The organism is Streptomyces sp. NC-S4 (genome assembly GCF_054353315.1).
Window position 1 is genome coordinate 7,288,203 of sequence record NZ_CM135937.1, and the last position, 18,444, is coordinate 7,306,646.

The window sequence follows — 18,444 nt, forward strand, 5'->3', positions numbered from 1 at the left end:
GGATGCGGAAGGGATACGGGGCGGAGCGGGTCAGGAGGGCAGGGCCGCGGCCAGCAGCTCCGCCAGCACGGCGCTGTGCGGGGGGTCCACCAGGTCGTGGTGGTTGCCCGGGACCGCGGCCCGCAGGACGCCGCCCGCGGTGCGCGGCCGCCAGGCCGCCGGGTCCACCAGCGGGGTCGCGAGCTCCGGGTGGCGCTCGTCGACCGTGAAGAGGTGCAGGCCCACGGCGAGTACGGCGTCGGTGCGGTAGGCGGCGGCGGCCGTCCCGTTCGCCTCGGCGACCCGCAGCAGTCTGCGCAGGGCCTCGGTCGGGGACGTACGGGGGAGGGTTCCCTCCTCGCGGCCCCGGCGCACCAGGACGTCGAGCAGCTCCTCCTCGTCCAGTTCGCGCGCCGAGCCGGCGTCGATCCCGGCGGCGATGCCGTACCGCAGCAGGTCCGGATCGCCCGGCCCGCCCGCCGCACCGGAGCGGCTCCCGGGAGCCGTCCCCGGCGCCGCCGCGTCGATCAGACCGAGGAAGGCGACCTCCTCACCGGCGGCCTCCAGCCGGGCCGCCATCTCGTAGGCCACCGTCCCGCCGAACGACCAGCCGGCCAGCAGGTACGGGCCGTGCGGCTGCTCCTCGCGGAGCGCGGACAGGTAGCGCTCGGCCATCTCGGGCACCCGCTCCAGCGGCTTCTCGCCGGTGTTGTAGCCCACCGACTCCAGGCCGAGGATCCGCCGGTCGCCCCCGGGGCGGGCGGACAGGTCCCGCACCAGGTCCCGGTAGCAGACGACGTCGCCGCCCCGCGGGTGGACGAGGACCAGCGGCGGCCGGGACGGGTCACCGTCGGCCAGCGGCACCAGCAGCCTGGCGGCGGCCGCCCCCGCGTCCGGCAGCGCCTCGCACAGCAGCTCCACCGTGCGCCGGCGGAACACCAGGTTCAGCGGCAGTTCCACGCCGAACTCCCGGCGTACGGCGGCCATCAGGGCGAAGGCCTTGAGCGAGTGCCCGCCGAGCGCGAAGAAGTCGTCGCGCACCCCGATGGGGGCCGTCCCCAGGGTCTGCTCCCACAGCCGGGCCATTCGCAGCTCGGTCGTGTCGCGCGGGGCGAGGTGCCCCGCGCCGTCGCCGCGCACCGCGTCCGCCGAAGGAGCGGGCAGCGCCTTGCGGTCCAGCTTGCCGTTCGGGGTGAGCGGCAGCCGCTCCAGCGTGGTCAGGACGGCCGGGACCATGTACTCGGGGAGGTCCTGGCGCAGGAAGTCGCCGAGCTCCCGCACGTCGCCCTCCTCGTCCCGCCAGGTCACGTAGCCGGCCAGTACCGCGTCCACCCCGGTGCCGTGGACGGCCACGGCCGCCGCCAGCACCCGCGGGTGGCGGGCCAGCGCGGACTCGATCTCGCCGAGCTCCATGCGGTGGCCGCGCACCTTGACCTGGCCGTCGGCCCGGCCCCGGTATTCCAGCGTGCCGTCCGCGAGCCGCCGTACGAGGTCACCGGTGCGGTACAGCCGTTCGCCCGCCGCGTACGGATCGGGCACGAACCGGTCCGCGGTCAGCGCCGGCCGCCCGTGGTAGCCGCGGGCCACCCCGTCGCCGCCGATGTACAGCTCGCCGAACACACCGACCGGGACCGGCCGCAGGGCCGCGTCCAGCACGTGCAGCCGGGTGTTGGCGAGCGCCGAGCCGATCGGCACCGGCCCCTCGCCGACGGGACCGGACAGCCGGTGCGCCGTGGACCAGACGGTGGTCTCCGTCGGCCCGTACACGTTCCAGACGGTCCCCAGCGCCGCGCGCATCCGCTCGGCCAGGGCCGACGGCAGCGCCTCGCCGCCGCACAGCGCCCGCACGTGGGGCGCACTCCAGCCGGACTCCATCAGCTGGTGCCAGGTGGCCGGGGTGGCCTGGACGACCGTGACCGGCGCCGAGTCCAGCTCCTTCGCGAGCAGGAGGCCGTCCCGCGCGGTCTCCCGGTCGACGACCCGTACGGTGGCCCCGCACACGAGCGGGACCAGCAGCTCCAGCACGGCGATGTCGAAGGAGGCCGTGGTGACGGCCGCGACCGTGTCACCGGCCGTCAGCTCCAGCCTGCGCACCATGTCCCGGGCGAAGTTGGCCAGCGCCCGGTGCGGGACGGTGACCCCCTTCGGGCGTCCCGTCGAGCCCGAGGTGTACAGGGCGTAGGCCAGCTGCTCCGGCTCCGGCCGCACGGGCGCGAAGTCGGCCCGCGCGCTCCCGTCCCCGGCCAGGGCGTCGAGGTCCACCACGGCGACCCCGGCCGGTGCCTGCGCGGCGTCGGACAGCCCCGACACCACCAGCACCCGGGCGCCGCTGTCCGCGAGCATGTAGCCGATCCGGTCGGCCGGATAGCCGGGGTCGACGGGCACGTACATGCCGCCGGACCGCAGCACGCCCAGCAGTGCCGCCGGCAGCAGCACGGACCGCTCCGCACAGACGGCCACCGCCGTGTCCGGGCCCACACCGAGGCGGGCGAGCTCCCGGGCGAGGCGGCCCGAGACCTCCCACAGCCCGGCGTACGTCAGGTTCCGCTCCCCGTCGTCCACGGCGACGGCCTCCGGCGTACGGGAGGCTTGCTCGCCGACGAGCAGGGGCAGCGGCCGCTCGGCGGCCGGCTCCGCGGATCCGCCGCCCGCACGCAGGATCCGGCGCTCCTCGGCCGGGCCCATCAGGGGCAGCGCGCCCAGCGGGGTCGCGGGATCGGCCACCGCGGCCGTGAGCAGTTCGGCCAGCGCCGAGGTCATGCGCTCGACGGTCGCCCGGTCGAAGAGGTCGGTGGCGAACACCGCCTCGCCGCGCAGCGCCCCCTCCTCCTCGACGAAGTACAGCGAGAGGTCGAACTTCGAGGCCCCGCTGGCCAGCGAGAGCGGTTCGACGTCCAGCCCGGCCGGCGCGGGCGGCGCGGCGGCCTCCTCGTCGAGCACCAGCATCACCTGGAAGAGCGGGTTGCGGCTCAGGTCCCGCTCCGGCCTCACCTCCTCCACCAGACGCTCGAACGGCACCTCCTGGTGGGCGTACGCGGCCAGGGCGGTCTCCCGGGCCCGGTCCAGCAGCTCACCGAAGGCCGGGTCGCCGGACAGGTCCGTGCGCAGCACCAGGTTGTTGACGAAGAAGCCGATGAGCGGCTCCAGTTCGGTGCGGTCGCGGCCCGAGATGGGGGAGCCCACCGCCACGTCCTCGCTGCCCGACCAGCGGGCCAGCAGGGCCTGGAAGCCCGCCAGCAGCACCATGAACAAGGTGGCGTCGTGCCGGCGCCCCAGGTCGCGCAGTCCGCGCAGCAGCGGCTCGGGCAGGACGAAGGGGAACTGCTCGCCGCGCCCGGACGGGGTGGCCGGGCGGGGCCGGTCGGTGGGCAGGTCCAGCGGGGCGAGCCCGGCGAGCCGCTCCCGCCAGTGGTCCAGCGTGCCCGCGAGCGCGTCACCGCTCAGCCGCTCGCGCTGCCAGGCCGCGAACTCGCGGTAGGAAACGGTGAGTTCGGGGAGCGGATCGGAGTTCTCGACGGTGCGGGCCCGGTAGGCGGCGAAGAACTCCCGCCAGAACACCCCCACCGACCAGCCGTCGAAGGCGATGTGGTGCGCGACGATCACCAGCAGGTGCTCCCGCGCCGCGATCCGCACCAGACGGGCCCGCAGCGGTCCCGCCGCGGCCAGGTCGAAGGGCCGCGCGGCGTCCTGCGACGCCAGCTCCCGCGCCCGCTCCCCGGCCGCCGCCGCACCCAGCTCCGACAGGTCGGTGAAGGCAGGGGCGATCATCGAGGCCGGACCGGGCACGACGCGGGCACCGAAGGCCCCGTCACCGCCGTGCTCCCCGGACTCCCCGGCCTCCTCGATCCGCGAGCGCAGCACCTCGTGCCGGGCGACGACGTCCGTCAGGGCCGCCAGCGCCGCGGCGGTGTCGAGCTCCCCGGTCAGCCGGACTGCACCGGGCATGTTGTAGTCGGGCCGGCCCGGCTGGAGCCGGTCCAGCAGCCACAGCCGCTGCTGTCCGAAGGACAGCGGGCCGGGCCCCTCGGGCAGCGCGGGGATCGCCGGTCCCGTCGCGCCCGCCGCGCCGAGCGAGGCCAGCGCCCGGGCGAGGTCCTCGGCCACCGGGTGGCGGAAGAGCAGCTGCATCGGGATGTCCAGCTCCAGCAGGGCGCGCAGCCGGGAGATGACCCGGGTGGCGCGCAGGGAGTGCCCGCCGCGCTCGAAGAAGTGGTCGCGGACCCCGATCGGGCCCTCGCCGAGCACCTCCTCCCAGACCTCGGTGACCGTCCGCTCCAGCGGCGTGCGCGGGGCGACGTGCGCCCGGTGCCCGCCGGCCGAACCGGCTTCCGGCGCGGGCAGCGCCCTGCGATCGGTCTTCCCGTTCGGGGTCAGCGGCAGCGCGTCCAGCACCACCAGCGCGGACGGCACCATCGCGGCCGGCAGGGCCGCGCGTACGAAGTCCAGTACGGCGGCCGGATCACCGCTCCCGTCCCGCCACACCACGTACGCGGCGAGCAGCCGGTCGGCGCCCTCGCCGTGCGCGGCCGCCACGGCCCGGGCGACGTCCGGGTGGCGCAGCAGCGCGGCCTCGACCTCGCCGAGTTCGATCCGGTGGCCCCGGACCTTGACCTGGTTGTCGCGGCGGCCGTGGAACTCCAGCACCCCGTCCGCGCGCAGCCGCGCCAGGTCACCGGTGCGGTACATCCGCGCACCGGGCGGCCCGTACGGGTCCGGCGGATAGGCCTCGGCGGTGCGGGCCGGATCGCCGAGGTAGCCGCGGGCCACCCCGCGTCCGGCGATGAACAGCTCACCGATCGCTCCCCGGGGCAGCGGTTCGAGGTGTTCGCCGAGCACGAGCACCCGGGCGCCGGGCAGCGGCCGCCCGATGGGGATGCGGCCCGCCTCGATGTCGGCGTCCGTCACCACGTGGTACGTGGTGGTGTTGGTGCACTCGGTGGGACCGTACTGGTTGACCAGCTGCAGCCGGCCGGGCTCGCCCAGGGCGTGCGCGGCGCGGGCCAGCCCGGCCGTCAGCGCCTCACCGGTGGTCATCACCAGCCGCAGCGCCGGCGCGGGTTCGGTGACGGCGGCGACCAGCGGCTCCAGCATCGACGGGACGATCGACAGCAGCGCCGTCACGCCCTCGGCGTGCAGCAGCCGGGCCAGCGCGTCCGGGTCCCCGGCCTCGTCCTGCGAGGCCAGCACGATCCGCCCGCCGGTGGTCAGCGGCGCGAACAGGTCGCGCACCGACGGGTCGAAGGTCAGCGCCGTACGGGCGAGCACCGTGTCCTCGGGGCCGAGGCCGAAGGTGGCGGTCAGCGCCGCCAGATAGCCGGTGATCGCGGCGTGCGTGACGGCCACGCCCTTGGGGCGGCCGGTGGACCCGGAGGTGTACAGCAGGTAGGCGAGGTGCGCGGGGGAGGCGGGGGCGGCCGGCTCCGTCGCGGGCAGCGCGTCGATCAGCTGCCGCTCGGCGTCCAGGTCCAGGACCGGCAGGCCGCCGGTCAGGTCCGCGGGCAGCCCGCCGGGCAGGCCCGCAGTCAGCACCAGACGGGCACCGCTGTCGGCGAGGACCGTGCGGATCCGCTCGGCCGGATGTCCCGCGTCGAGGGGCACGTAGGCGCCGCCGGCCTTGAGCACGGCGAGGACGCAGACCAGCATGCGCGGGTCGCGTCCGGCGAGGACGGCCACCCGGGTCTCGGGGCCCGTCCCCAGCTCCCGCAGGCGGTGGGCCAGCCGGTTGGCGGCCGCGTCGAGCTCGCCGTAGCCGGTGGTACGGCCCTCGCAGGTCACGGCCGGGGCGTCCGGCCGCAGCCGGGCCTGCTCCGCCACCAGGGAGTGCAGGGTCCGGTCCGCGGGCCGGACCGTCCGGGGCGCGGACTCCTCGCCGAGCAGGGCGGCGTGCTCCTGCGGGGACAGCACGTCCAGCCGGGACAGCGGCGCGTCGGGGGTCTCGGCCGCACCGGCCAGCAGCCGCAGGTAGTGCGCGCCGAACCGCTCGACCGTGGCCCGGTCGAAGAGGTCCGTCGCGTACTGCACGGTGCCGGTCAGTCCGCCGGGGTGCTCGGTCATCGCGAGGCTGAGGTCGAACTTGGCGGTCCCGTTGGAGGTGTCCAGGCTCTCGACCTCCACCCCCTCCAGCGGCAGCGCGTCGAGCTGCTCGGGGTGCAGCTGGAACAGCACGTCGAAGAGCGGGTTGCGGCTGAGGTCGCGCTCCGGCCGCAGCTCTTCCACCAGCCGGTCGAAGGGGACGTCCTGGTGTTCGTACGCGGCGAGCGCGGTCCTGCGCACGCGGCCCAGCAGTTCGCCGAAGGCGGGGTCGCCGGACAGGTCGGTGCGCAGTACGAGGGTGTTGACGAAGAAGCCGACGAGCGGCTCCAGTTCGGTGCGGTCGCGGCCCGCGATGGGCGAGCCCACGGCGATGTCCGCCTGCCCCGTGTAGCGGGCCAGCAGCGCCTGGAAACCGGCCAGCAGCACCATGAACAGGGTCGCCCCGCGGTCCCGGGCCAGCGCGCCGAGCCGCTCGGCGAGCTCGGCCGGGACCTCGAAGACGAAGGAGTCGCCCGCGCCCGAGCGCACCTGGGGCCGCGGCCGGTCGGTGGGCAGTTCCAGGGCCGGGAGGCCGCCCAGGGCTGCCCGCCAGTGGGCGATGCCCGCGTCGGCGTCGCCGTCCGCCAGCCGGCGCTGCTGCCAGTACGCGAAGTCGCCGTACTGGACGGGCAGTTCCGGGAGTGCGGGACGCTCGCCGCGGCGCAGGGCCGCGTAGGCCCCGGACAGCTCCCGCCACAGGACCGGCATCGACCAGCCGTCGCCGACGGTGTGGTGCAGGACCAGGACGAGGAGGTGCTCGTCGTCGGCGACCCGCACCAGGCGGGCCCGCAGCAGGGGAGCGGAGCCCAGGTCGAAGGGGGCGGCGGCGTCCGCGTGGGCCAGGCCCAGGGCCCGCGAGCGGGCCTCCTCGCGGGGCAGGCCCCCCAGGTCGGTGCGGACCGGGGCGAAGACCTCCGGTGCCTCCACGGTCTGTACGGGACCCTGGGGGCCCTCGGTGATCCGCGAGCGCAGCACCTCGTGCCGGGTCACCACCGCGCACAGCGCGGCCGCCAGCGCGTCGGCGTCGAGCGGGCCGCGCAGCCGGGTCGCGACGGGGATGTTGTAGTCGGGCCGGCCGGGCTGGAGCTGGTCCAGGAACCACAGCCGCTGCTGCGCGAACGACAGCGGCGCGGGCTCCCCGGCCGGCCGGGCGCCGATCGCGGTGACGGCGGGCGCGGCCGCGGCGGGGCCCGCCCCGCGCAGCGCGTCCAGCGCCGACGCGAACCGCTCCAGCGTCGGGTGCTCGAACAGCAGCCGCAGCGGTACGCCGGTGCCCAGACGGGCGCCGAGCCTCGACACGGCGCGGGTGGCCCGCAGGGAGTGGCCGCCCAGCGCGAAGAAGTCGTCGTGGCGGCCGATCCGCCCGGTGCCCAGCACCTCGCCCCATACGGCCGCGGCGAGTTCCTCGGTCGGCGTGGCCGGCGCGGCGAACTCGGCCCGGCGCACCCCCTCCTCGGGGGGAGCGGGCAGCGCGCGCCGGTCCAGCTTGCCGTTCGGGGTCACCGGCAGGGCCGCGAGCGGCACGATCGCCGAGGGCAGCATGTACGCGGGCAGCCGTGCGGCGAGGACCCCGAGCAGCTCGGCCGGCTCGGCCACCTGCCCCTCCGAGGGCACCACGTAGCCGACGAGGCGCTGCTCGCCGGGGGTGTCCTCGCGGACCACCACCGCGGCGTGCCCGACCTGCGGGCAGCGGGCCAGCTCGGCCTCGATCTCGCCGGGCTCGATCCGGTGGCCGCGGATCTTGACCTGCTGGTCGTCGCGGCCCAGGTAGTCGACGGTGCCGTCGGGGCGCCGCCGGGCGAGGTCGCCCGTCCGGTACATGCGGGCGCCCGGGGCGCCGTACGGGTCCGGGGTGAACTGCCGCGCGGTCAGGCCGGGCCGGCCCAGGTAGCCGCGGGCCACGCCGGTGCCGCCGATGCACAGCTCGCCGACGGCGCCCTGCGGGACCGGGCGGCCGCGCTCGTCCAGGATGTACAGGCGGGTGTCGTCCAGGGCGGTGCCGATGGGGATCCGGCCGTCCACGGCGGCACCGGCACGGGGGTCCAGCCGGTGGCCCGTGGCGAAGGTGGTCGTCTCGGTGGGTCCGTAGACGTTGACCAGGACGGTGTCCGGGGCCTGCTCCAGGGCCCGGGCGAAGGAGTGCGGGGAGGCGGCCTCGCCGCCCGTCCACACCTCCCGCACGCGCGTCAGGAGCTCCACGCACTCCTCGACCACCAGGTTGAACAGGGCGGCCGTCAGGAACAGGGCGGTGATCCGGTGCTCCTCCACCAGAGCGGCCAGGGCCGCGGTGTCCACCCGGCCGGGCGGCGCCATGACGACCTGTCCGCCGGACAGCAGCGGCACCCACAGTTCGTACGTCGAGGCGTCGAACGACAGCGGGGAGTGGGCCAGCACCCGCCGGTGCGCGGCACCGAAGGCGGCGTCGCGGGCGAGCGCCGCGACATTGGCGTGCGTGACGCCGATGCCCTTCGGCTCCCCCGTGGAACCGGAGGTGTACATCACGTACGCCAGCTGGTCCGGCGCGCAGGGCGGGTACGGGACCGGTCCGGCCGTGATCCCGTCGGCCGGGGCGCTCACGTCGAGCACCGGCACGGGCGAGGTAAGGACCGCCGCGTGGCCGGCCGTCGCCGGATCGGCGAGCAGCAGGCGGGCGCCGGTCCGCTCCAGCATCCAGTGCAGCCGGGCGACGGGGAACCCCTCACCGAGCGGGACGTACACCCCGCCGGCCTTCAGGACGGCCAGGATCGCCACCGGAAGGTGGACCGAGCGCTCCATGAGCAGGGCCACCGGGGTCTCGCGCCCCACCCCGGCGGCGGTCAGCCGGGCCGCCAGCAGGTCGGAGAGGGAGTCGAGCGCGGCGAAGGTGAGGCGGTCCGTGCCGCAGACCACTGCCTCGGCGCCGGGGGTGCGCCGGACCTGCTCGGCGAACAGCTCCACCAGGCCGGCCGGCGCGAGGTCCGGGCGGACCGTGCCGTGGCCCGCGGCCGCGAGCCGGGCCGCGGTCGGGGCGGAGGGCAGCAGCTCGGCCACGGGGCGGTCGGGCTCCTCGGCGGCGGAGGCCAGCAGCTCCAGGTAGTGGCCGAGGACGAGTTCGGCCGTGGCCCGGTCGAACAGGTCGGTGTCGAAGACCAGCGAGCCGGAGCAGGTCTCGGCGCCCTCGGAGACGAAGACGCTCAGGTCGAAGAGCGAGCCGCCGAAGTCGGTCCGCACGGACTGCGCGTCCAGCCCCGGCAGTCGCAGCCCGGCCGTCTCGTCCGGGGCCGACGCGAACATCACCTGCACGAGCGGGTTGCGGTCGCCGACCCGCTCGGGGCTCAGGTGCTCCACCAGCCGGTCGAAGGGCACCTCCTGGTGGTCGTAGGCGTCGACCGTCGCCCGCCTGACCCGGCCGAGCAGTTCGCGGAACCCGGCGTCGCCCGACAGGTCGGTGCGCAGCACCACGGTGTTGACGAAGAACCCGACGAGGGGCTCCAGTTCCACCCGGTCGCGCCCGGCCACCGGAGTGCCGACGGCGATGTCGGCGCGGCCGGCGTAGCGGGCCAGGGCCGCCTGGAAGCCGGCCAGAAGGGTCATGAACAGGGTGGCGCCGGAGCTCTCGGCGATCCCGCGCAGCCGTGCGGTGAGCGGCGCGTCGAGGGTGAAGTCCAGGCTCGCGCCGTCGCCGCTGCGGCGGGTGGGCCGGGGCCGGTCGGCGGGCAGTTCGAGGGGTTCCAGCCCGGCGAGGCGCTCCTCCCACCAGCGCAGCTGCCCGTCCATCGCACCGCTCGCGAACCGGTCGCGCTGGGTACGGGCGTACGCCTGGTAGTCGAGGGGGAGCGGCGCCTGCGGGAGGGGCCGCTGCGCGAGCAGGGCCGCGTAGCCCGCGGAGAACTCCTGCCAGAGCAGGCCCATGGACCAGCCGTCGGTGGCGATGTGGTGGACCACCAGCACCAGCAGGTGGTCCTCCGCGCCCAGCCGGATCAGCAGGGCGCGCAGCAGCGGGCCCGCCGCGAGGTCGAAGGGACGGCGGACCTCCTCCCGGGCCAGGGCGTGGGCCCGTTCCTCCAGTTCGGCGAGGGGGGCGCTGCCCAGGTCCAGCACCGGCAGCGGGACGGCCGCCGGAGCGGGCAGGACCACGGGGTGCGGGGCGCCGTCGCGCTCCTCGAAGACGGTGCGCAGCGGGGCGTGGCGGGCCACGACGGCCGTCAGGCTGCGGCGCAGCAGGTCGGGGCGGACGGGGCCGCGCAGCCGCACGACCTCCGGGATCGCGTAGCCGGGGGTGCCGTCCATCATCCGGTCCACCAGCCACATCCGCTCCTGGGCGAACGAGGCGACGGGCTCGCCGCCGGGGCCGTCGGCCGCCGGGGCCGGGGCCGTCGCGGTGGCCGGACCGGCCGCCGAGTCGTCCAGCGCGGCGCGCACCCGGCGGCGCAGCAGTTCGCGGGCGGCGGCCAGGCGGCTGTCCGTGCCGGTGGCCGGCAGGCTCTCCTGGGTGGTCACGAGGTCTCTCCCTGAAGTACGAGTGAAGGAACGGCGTCGGCGGTGGCGGCGAACGGGGCCGCTTCGGCCTCCAGTTCGGCCAGCAGCACCGTCTCGACGGCCATGGCGAGGGCGGCGACGGTCCGCTGTTCGAAGAGGGTGTGCAGGGGCAGGTCCAGGCCCAGGGACTGGCGCAGCCGGGCCGCCACCCGGGTGGCGCTCAGCGAGTGCCCCCCGAGGGCGAAGAAGTCGTCGTGGCGGCCGATCCGCGGCACGTCCAGGACGGAGGCCCACACCATGGCGACCAGTTCCTCGGTCTCCCCGGCGGGCGGCTCGTACCCGGTGGCCGCGGCCGCCGCGGCGGGCGCCGGAAGCGCCCTGCGATCGAGCTTGCCGTTCGCCGTGACCGGCAGCCCGTCCACGACCACCAGCACCGGAACCATGTACTCCGGGAGGGATCGGCCCAGTTCGGCGCCCATGGCCCCGGGCTCGGGGGCGGGATCAGCCCCCGGCTCCGGGACGACGTACCCGACGAGCCTGCGCTCGCCCGGGACGTCCTCGCGGACCACGACCGCGGCCCGCCCGACACCGGGGAGGCGGCCCAGGGCCGTCTCGATCTCGCCGAGTTCGATCCGGAAGCCGTGGATCTTCACCTGGTCGTCGGTGCGGCCCAGGTACTCCACCGAGCCGTCGGCCCGGTGACGGGCCAGGTCCCCCGTGCGGTACATCCGCGAGCCCGGCGGGCCGAACGGGTCCAGCGGGAACCGCTCCGCGGTCAGCGCCGGGCGGCGCAGGTACCCGCGGGCCAGGCCCGCGCCCGCCAGGAAGAGCTCGCCCGCGACCCCCACCGGGACGGGCCGCCCCCGCGGGTCGAGCACGTACAGCGAGGTGTTCCAGATCGGCCGGCCGATCGGCACGGGCCCGCTCTCCTCACGGAGGCAGTCCCAGTGCGTGACGTCCACGGCCGCCTCGGTGGGCCCGTACAGGTTGTGCAGGGGCACGTCGAGCACGTCGAGGAAGCGGTTCTTCAGCTCCTCCGGCAGGGCCTCGCCACTGCACACGACCCGGCGCAGCGACCGGCAGAGACCCGCCTGCGGATCCTCCACGAACGCGGCCAGCATGGACGGCACGAAGTGGACGGTGGTGACCGCCTCCTCCCGGATCACCCGGGTGAGGTAGGCGGGGTCCTTGTGCCCGCCCGGCTCCGCGACCACCAGGGCCGCGCCGGTCAGCAGCGGCCAGAAGAACTCCCACACCGAGACGTCGAAGCCGAACGGGGTCTTCTGCAGCACCCGGTCGTCCGCGCCCAGCCGGTAGCGGTCCTGCATCCACAGCAAGCGGTTGACGATGGCCGAGTGCTCCACGACGACGGCCTTGGGCCGTCCCGTCGACCCCGACGTGTAGATCACGTACGCGGGGTGCGCGGGCAGCGGGGCCCGCCGCACCGCACCGGTCCCCCTCCCGTCGTGGACGGCCCCCGGATCCAGCCGGGGCAGGTCCGCCGCGGCCGGCAGGGCCGCCGCCACCTCGTCGTCCGCGAGCAGCAGCACGGGCTCGGCGTCGGACAGCAGGTACGCGATCCGGTCCGCCGGCAGCGAGGGGTCCACCGGAAGGTAGGCGGCCCCCGACTTCAGCACGGCCAGCAGCGAGACCACCATCTCGGTGGAGCGGTGCAGGGCGACCGCGACGATCCGCTCCGGACCGGCGCCCCGGGCGCACAGCTCACCGGCCAGCCGCTCGGCGCGGGCGTCGAGTTCGGCGTACGACAGGCGCTCGCCCCGGAACACGGTCGCCGGGGCGCCGGGCGTCCGGGCCACCTGGCGCGCGAACAGCTCCACCAGCGTGGTGTCGGGAACGGGCACGGCCGTGCCGTTCCACTCCCGGATCAGCCGGTGCTGCTCCTCGGAGAGCAGGTCCACCTCCCCGACCGGGGTGGCGGGCGCGTCGGCGACGGTCGTCAGCAGCCGCTCCAGCGCCTCGCCCAGGCTGCGCGCGGTCCGCGCGTCGAGGACGTCCGTGCGGTGGTCGAGGTGCAGCCGCAGCCGTTCCCCGGGCAGCACGATGAGGTTGACGGTGTAGTGGGTGGCGTCCGAGCCCTCCACTCCGGTCAGCCGCGGCCCGCCGGCCAGCTCCCGCATCGACTCCAGGTCGAGCGGATAGTTCTCGACGACGACCGTGGTGTCGAAGAGGGCGCCCAGCCCCGCCGCCCGCTGGATGCCGGCGAGCCCGACGTGCTGGTGGTCCATCAGCTCCGCCTGCTCGTCCTGGAACCGGGCGAGCGCGGCCAGCAGCGGCTCGCCCTCCCGGATCCGGAACCGCACGGGCAGGGTGTTGATCAGCAGCCCGACCATCTCCTCGATGCCCGCGACGTCCGCGGTCCGCCCCGAGACGGTCCCGCCGAACACCACGTCGTCCCGCCCGGTCACCCGGCCCAGCAGCACCGCCCAGAGGCCCTGGACGACGCTGTTGAGGGTCACGCCCGCGGTACGGGCCCGCGCGGTGAGCCGCGCCGTCAGCTCCGCCGACAGCTCGACCGAGGTCCGCTCGGGCAGCGCGTCGATCCGGTTCGGGTCGGCCGCGCCCAGCAGGGTCGGCTCCTCCAGCCCGGCGAGCGCGGCGTTCCACGCGGCCTCGGCGGCGCCGTCGTCCCGGCGGGCCAGCCAGTCCAGGTGCGAGCGGTGCGGGACCCCTTCCGCGACCGCGCCGGACCCGGCGCCCGAGGCGTGTTCGGCGTATCCGGTGAGCAGTTCGCGCAGCAGCACCGCCGAGGACCAGCCGTCCCAGACGATGTGGTGGTTCGTCATGACCAGCCGGTGCTCGTCCGCGCCGAACCGGACCAGCGTGAAGCGCACCAGCGGCGGCCGCTCCAGGTCGAAGCGGCGGGCCCGGTCGGCCGCGAGCAGCCGCTCCCACTCCCGCTGCCGGTCCGCGGGGGCGAGCCCGCCGAGGTCCACGGCCTCCCACGGCGCCGCGGCGGACTCGACGACGATCTGTACCGGCCGGTCCAGCCCCTGGTCGGTGAAGGCGGAGCGCAGCGCGGTGTGCCGGCGCAGCAGCCGGTCGCAGGCCGTCCGCAGGGTGCCCTCGTCCAGGGGGCCGTCCAGGGTGAGGACGATCTGGCCGGTGTAGGCGTCGATCGCGCCCGTGTCGAAGGCGGAGTGGAAGAAGAGGCCCTCCTGGAGCGGCGAGAGGGGCAGTACGTCGGCGAGCCCCGGGTGGCGCGCGGACAGCGTGTCGATCTCCGGCTGCGTCAGCCGTACCAGCGGCAGGTCGCGGGGGGTGAGGCGGCGCGGCCGGGGAGCGCCCGTCCAGCCGGCCAGCAGGCGCAGGGCCTCGCCCCAGGCCGCGACCAGAGCGTCCGCCTCGGCGTCGGTCAGCAGGGCGCGGGGATGGGTGACGGCCGCGGTGAAGGAGGGGCCGTCGGCGCCGTCCACGCCCATGGCGTCGATCTGCAGGGCGTGTTCGACGGGCATCGCGGGATCCACGTCGGCCCGCAGCCCGCCCGCCTCGGGGGCCGGGCTCCAGGGCGTCTCGTCCCCGCCGGAGAACCGGCCCAGGTAGTTGAACAGGACCCGGGGGCGCGGGAGTGCGGACAGCTGCTCGGCGGACCGCGGATCGAGCCGGCTGAGCAGACCGAAGCCCGTGCCGTGGTCCGGCACGGCGGCCACCGCCGTGTGGATCCGCGCGACCAGCTCGGCGAGGGCGTCGCCGCCCCGGGCCGCCGCGTCCAGGTCGAGGCCGTCCAGGTCGAAGCGGACCGGGTACTGGGTGGTGAACCAGCCGACCGTGCGCGCCAGGTCGTGGCGGCCGGTGCGGTCGACGCGGCCGTGGCCCTCCAGGTCGACCAGCAGCGAACCGGGGGCGCTGCCGGGGGAGCGCAGCCGGTGGCCCGCCAGGACCAGTCCCGCGAGCAGCACCTCGGCCGGACCGGTGCGCAGCGCGCCGGGCACCCGGGCCAGCAGCGGGCCGGCGACCTCGGCCGGCAGGTCGAGCGTCAGCGTGCGGGTGGTGCCCGCGGTGTCCCGAGCCGGATCGGGGACCCGGTGCCACGGCTCCCGCGGGTCCGGGGCGGCTCCGGCGGCCTCCAGCGTCGAGCGCCAGAAGGGCAGCTCGGCGAGCACCTCCGGGGAACGCGCCTGGAGTTCCAGGTGGTGGGCCCACGCACGGAACGAGACCCCGCCGTCCGCGGCCGGCAGCGGACGCCCGGCGACGGCGGCCTCCCAGGCCGCGGCCAGGTCCGCCGTCAGGATCCGCCAGGACACCCCGTCCACGGCCAGGTGGTGCACGCACAGCAGCAGCCGGTCCGGGGACGCGCCACCGCTGTCGAAGCGCACCGCCCGCAGCATCGCCGAGGCCGCCGGGTCCAGTTGTCCGGCCGCCTCCCGCGCCGCCCGCGCCACGATCGCGGCGCGGGCGGACTCGTCCGACCCGGCCACGTCGACGGTGCGGTAGAGCCGGGACACGTCGACGGAACCGGGCTCGCCGACCGTGCACAGCGGACCCCGGGGGCCGGTGGTCACGCCCAGGCGCAGCGCCCCGTGCCGGTCGACGACCGACTGCAGGACCCGTACGAGCGTGGCGTCGTCCGCGCCCTCGGGCAGGGCGAGCACCATGGACTGGCTGAAGCGCCCGACCGGGCCCGGCCCGTCGAGGAGCCAGCGCATGACCGGGGTCGCGGGGAGCGGACCGTGCTCCGGGAGCGCCGGACCGGCCTCCCGGGAGGAAGCGTGGTCCGGCTCGCCGACGGCCGCGGCGAGGGCGGCCGGCGTCTTGTGCGCGAACACCTCGCGCAGGGTGAAGGAGAAGCCGCGGGCCCGGGCCCGGCTGGTGAGGCCGAGGGCGGCGATGCTGTCGCCGCCGAGCTCGAAGAAGTTGTCGTCCGGGGTGGCGGTGGTGCCGAGGGCCTCGGAGAACAGCGCCGCGAGGGCCAGCTCGGTGGCGCCGTACGCCCGCTCGGGGTGCTCCGCGCGGCCCGCGGCCTCGGGTACGTGGAGCCGCGCACGGTCCACCTTGCCGCCCGCCGTGAGGGGCAGCCGGTCCACCGCCACGAAGGTGCGGGGCACCATGTAGCCCGGCAGGGCCCGGCCCAACTCCGCGGCGAGGAAGTCCGGTTCGGGCGTCGGGCCGCCGTCGCCCGGGGGTGCCACGAAGGCGACGAGCCGCCGGGCTCCGCCCGAGGGGGCGTGCACCACGACCGCGGCCTGCCCCACCGAGGGCTGCCGGCCGAGCACCGCCTCGATCTCGCCCAGTTCGATCCGGTGTCCGTTGATCTTGACCTGTCGGTCCACGCGCCCGACGAACTCCAGTTCGCCCCGCGCCGACCAGCGCACGAGGTCGCCCGTCCGGTACATCCGGGCACCGGGAACCCCGGAGAAGGGGTCGGGCACGAAGCGGTCGGCCGTCATGGCAGCGCGCCCCGCGTACCCCTGGGCCAGACCGGCACCGGCCACGCACAGCTCGCCGGTCGCGCCCGGCGGCAGCAGCCGCAGCGCCCGGTCGACCACGTACGCGCGGTGGTTGGTCATCGGGCGCCCGATCGGCGGGATCCGGCCGTGCGAGGGCGGAACCACCCGGTGCATGGTGACGGACACGGCGGCCTCGGTGGGCCCGTACGCGTTCCAGACCTCGCGGCCGTTCGCCGCCCAGCGGTCGACGGCGTCCCCGGACGGGGCCTCGCCGCCCGTGGACAGGAACCGCAGAGCAGGCAGGGCGTCCGGGTCCAGCAGCGGCAGGAGCGCCGGCGGGAGGTCGGCCACGGTCACCGCGTGCTCGGCGAGCAGGGCCTGGAGGCGGTCGACGTCGACCCGTTCGGTGTCGGTGGCCAGGACCAGCGTGGAACCGCTCAGCAGCGCGCCGAAGACGTCCAGGACGGACACGTCGAAGGAGAGCGAGGCGAAGCCGAGGAAGCGCTCGGTGCGCTCGGATCCGGATCCGGATGCGCCGCTACCGCCCGCGCCGCACAGGGCGAGGTGGCCGTGGACGAAGTCGACCGCCGCCGCGTGCGGCACGACGACGCCCTTCGGCTCGCCCGTACTGCCCGAGGTGTACAGCAGGTACGCGGCGGACGCCGCCGGCACCGCCGTGCCCTCGCGGCCGCCGCGGACGGGGTCGGTCACCGCTCCCGGGTCGACGACCGAGGGGAGGTCGTGCGGCAGCCGATCGGAGGTGCCGGGCCCGGCGACGACCGTGCGCAGGCCCGCGTCGCGCACGATGTAGGCGATGCGCTCCGGCGGCAGACCGGGGTCGAGCGGTACGTAGCAGCCGCCCGCCTTCAGGACGCCGAGCAGGGCCGCGACCATCGCGGGGGAGCGTTCGACGCACACGCCGACCGGTGTGCCCGGTGCCACGGAAGGCCCCAGCCGGTCCGCGATGTCCTGTGCCCATGAGTCGAGTTGGCGGTAGGTCACCTCCTGGCCGGCGCAGATCACGGCGGCCTTCCCGGGAGTGCGCGCCGCCTCCCGCTCGAAGAGCGTGTGCAGCCGTTCGTCCCCGGGCGCCGGGTCGGCGCCGCCCTCGGCGAAGACGGCGAGGCGCTCCTCGTCCTCGGGGGTCAGGAAGGGCAGCGCGCCGACCGGGGCCTCGTCGTCGGCCGTGGCGAGCGCGACCAGGAAGCGGGTGAACCGCACGCGCAGCGCGTCGAGTTCCTCCGGGCCGATGTCGGCGGCGTCGCCCTCGGCCTGCACGGTCAGCGGGCTGTCGCCGCCGCGGTCGTAGACGTTGAGGGAGACGTGCTCGACCGGGCCGACGGAGAGGTTGTGCGCGCGGGCGGGAGCGCCGGCGAAGGACAGCTCGTAGTCGAAGGACATGAGGTTGACGGCGGCGTCCCACAGCCGGGGCCCGGTTCCGGTGAACTCCTCGATCCGGTACCGCTGGTGGCGCAGGGCCTCCTTGATCCCGGCGGAGGTGGCGCGCAGCAGTTCGCCGACCGTGGTGTCCCCGGTCACCGTCAGCCGCAGCGGCAGGACCTTGGAGAACATGCCGGGCGTCCGGCGGGCGTCCGGGGTGGTGCGGCCGGTGACCGGCAGGCCCAGGACCACGTCCTCGGTGGCGCCGGCGCGGTGCAGGTGGGCGGCGGCCGCGGCCATCACCAGCGCCGACCAGCGCGTGCCGTGCCGGCGCGCGGCGTCGCGCAGGGTGAGGGCATCGGCGGGGTCGAGCTCGCCGCTCACCCGTACCGTCGTACCCGACGCGGGCGCCGGGACGCTGCCGGTGAAGGACACGGGCTCGGGGGAGCCGTCCAGCCGGGCCCGCCAGAACTCCCGGTCCGCCGTGGACCGTTCGGAGCGGGCGTACTCCTCCTCCCCGGCCACGATCCGCTCCCACGGCGTGTCCTCGGGAGCCGGTACGGGCTCTCCCGCGACCAGCGCCGAGTACACCTCCGCGGTCCGCCGCGCGAGGATCGACCCGGTGACCCCGTCCGCGACGAGGTGGTGGTAGCCCTGCATCCAGCGGTACGTCGCCGGACCGGTCCGCACCAGGAGGTGCCGGCACACGTCACCGGTCGCCAGGTCCGTCGGCCGGGCCAGCTCGGCGCGCATCAGCCGCTCGGACTCGGCGTCCGGGTCCGGGTGGTCGCTGACGTCGGCCGTCTCCATCCGCAGCGGCGGCGGACCGGCGGGTATCTGGCACACCACTCCATCGACCTCGGCGAACCGGACGCACAGCGTCTCGGTTCCGGCCACCGTCGTGCGCACCGCCTCGGCGAGCAGTTCCGGATCCACCGCCCCGCGGATCTCCAGGTACTCGGCGATGGTGTAGTCGAGGCGGGTGGGGTCGAGCTGCTGTGCGAACCAGACGCCGTTCTGCGGCGGGGTCAGGGGCAGCGGCCCGCGGTCGTGAGTGGCCATGCGGTGGTCAGTCTCCTCAGTCGGATCGGTCGATCAACGACGACGTGAGGCCACTGTCCGCGACGGCCGGACGGTCCCGAAAGTCCCA

The 18,444-nt window shown here is 76.1% G+C and carries 2 protein-coding genes; both read right to left on the reverse strand.

The features are described from left to right. Nucleotides 1–30 precede the first annotated feature (30 nt). Entirely contained in the window at nucleotides 31–10,530 is a 10,500-nt protein-coding gene (locus tag ACXNSR_RS32700) for an amino acid adenylation domain-containing protein (RefSeq protein ID WP_458638957.1), read from the reverse strand. Continuing rightward, a complete protein-coding gene (locus tag ACXNSR_RS32705) occupies nucleotides 10,527–18,356 on the reverse strand; it encodes an amino acid adenylation domain-containing protein (RefSeq protein WP_458638958.1) in 7,830 nt (2,609 codons plus the stop codon). The genes ACXNSR_RS32700 and ACXNSR_RS32705 overlap by 4 nt, the downstream gene beginning before the upstream one ends. Between the last annotated feature and the right edge of the window lie 88 nt (nucleotides 18,357–18,444).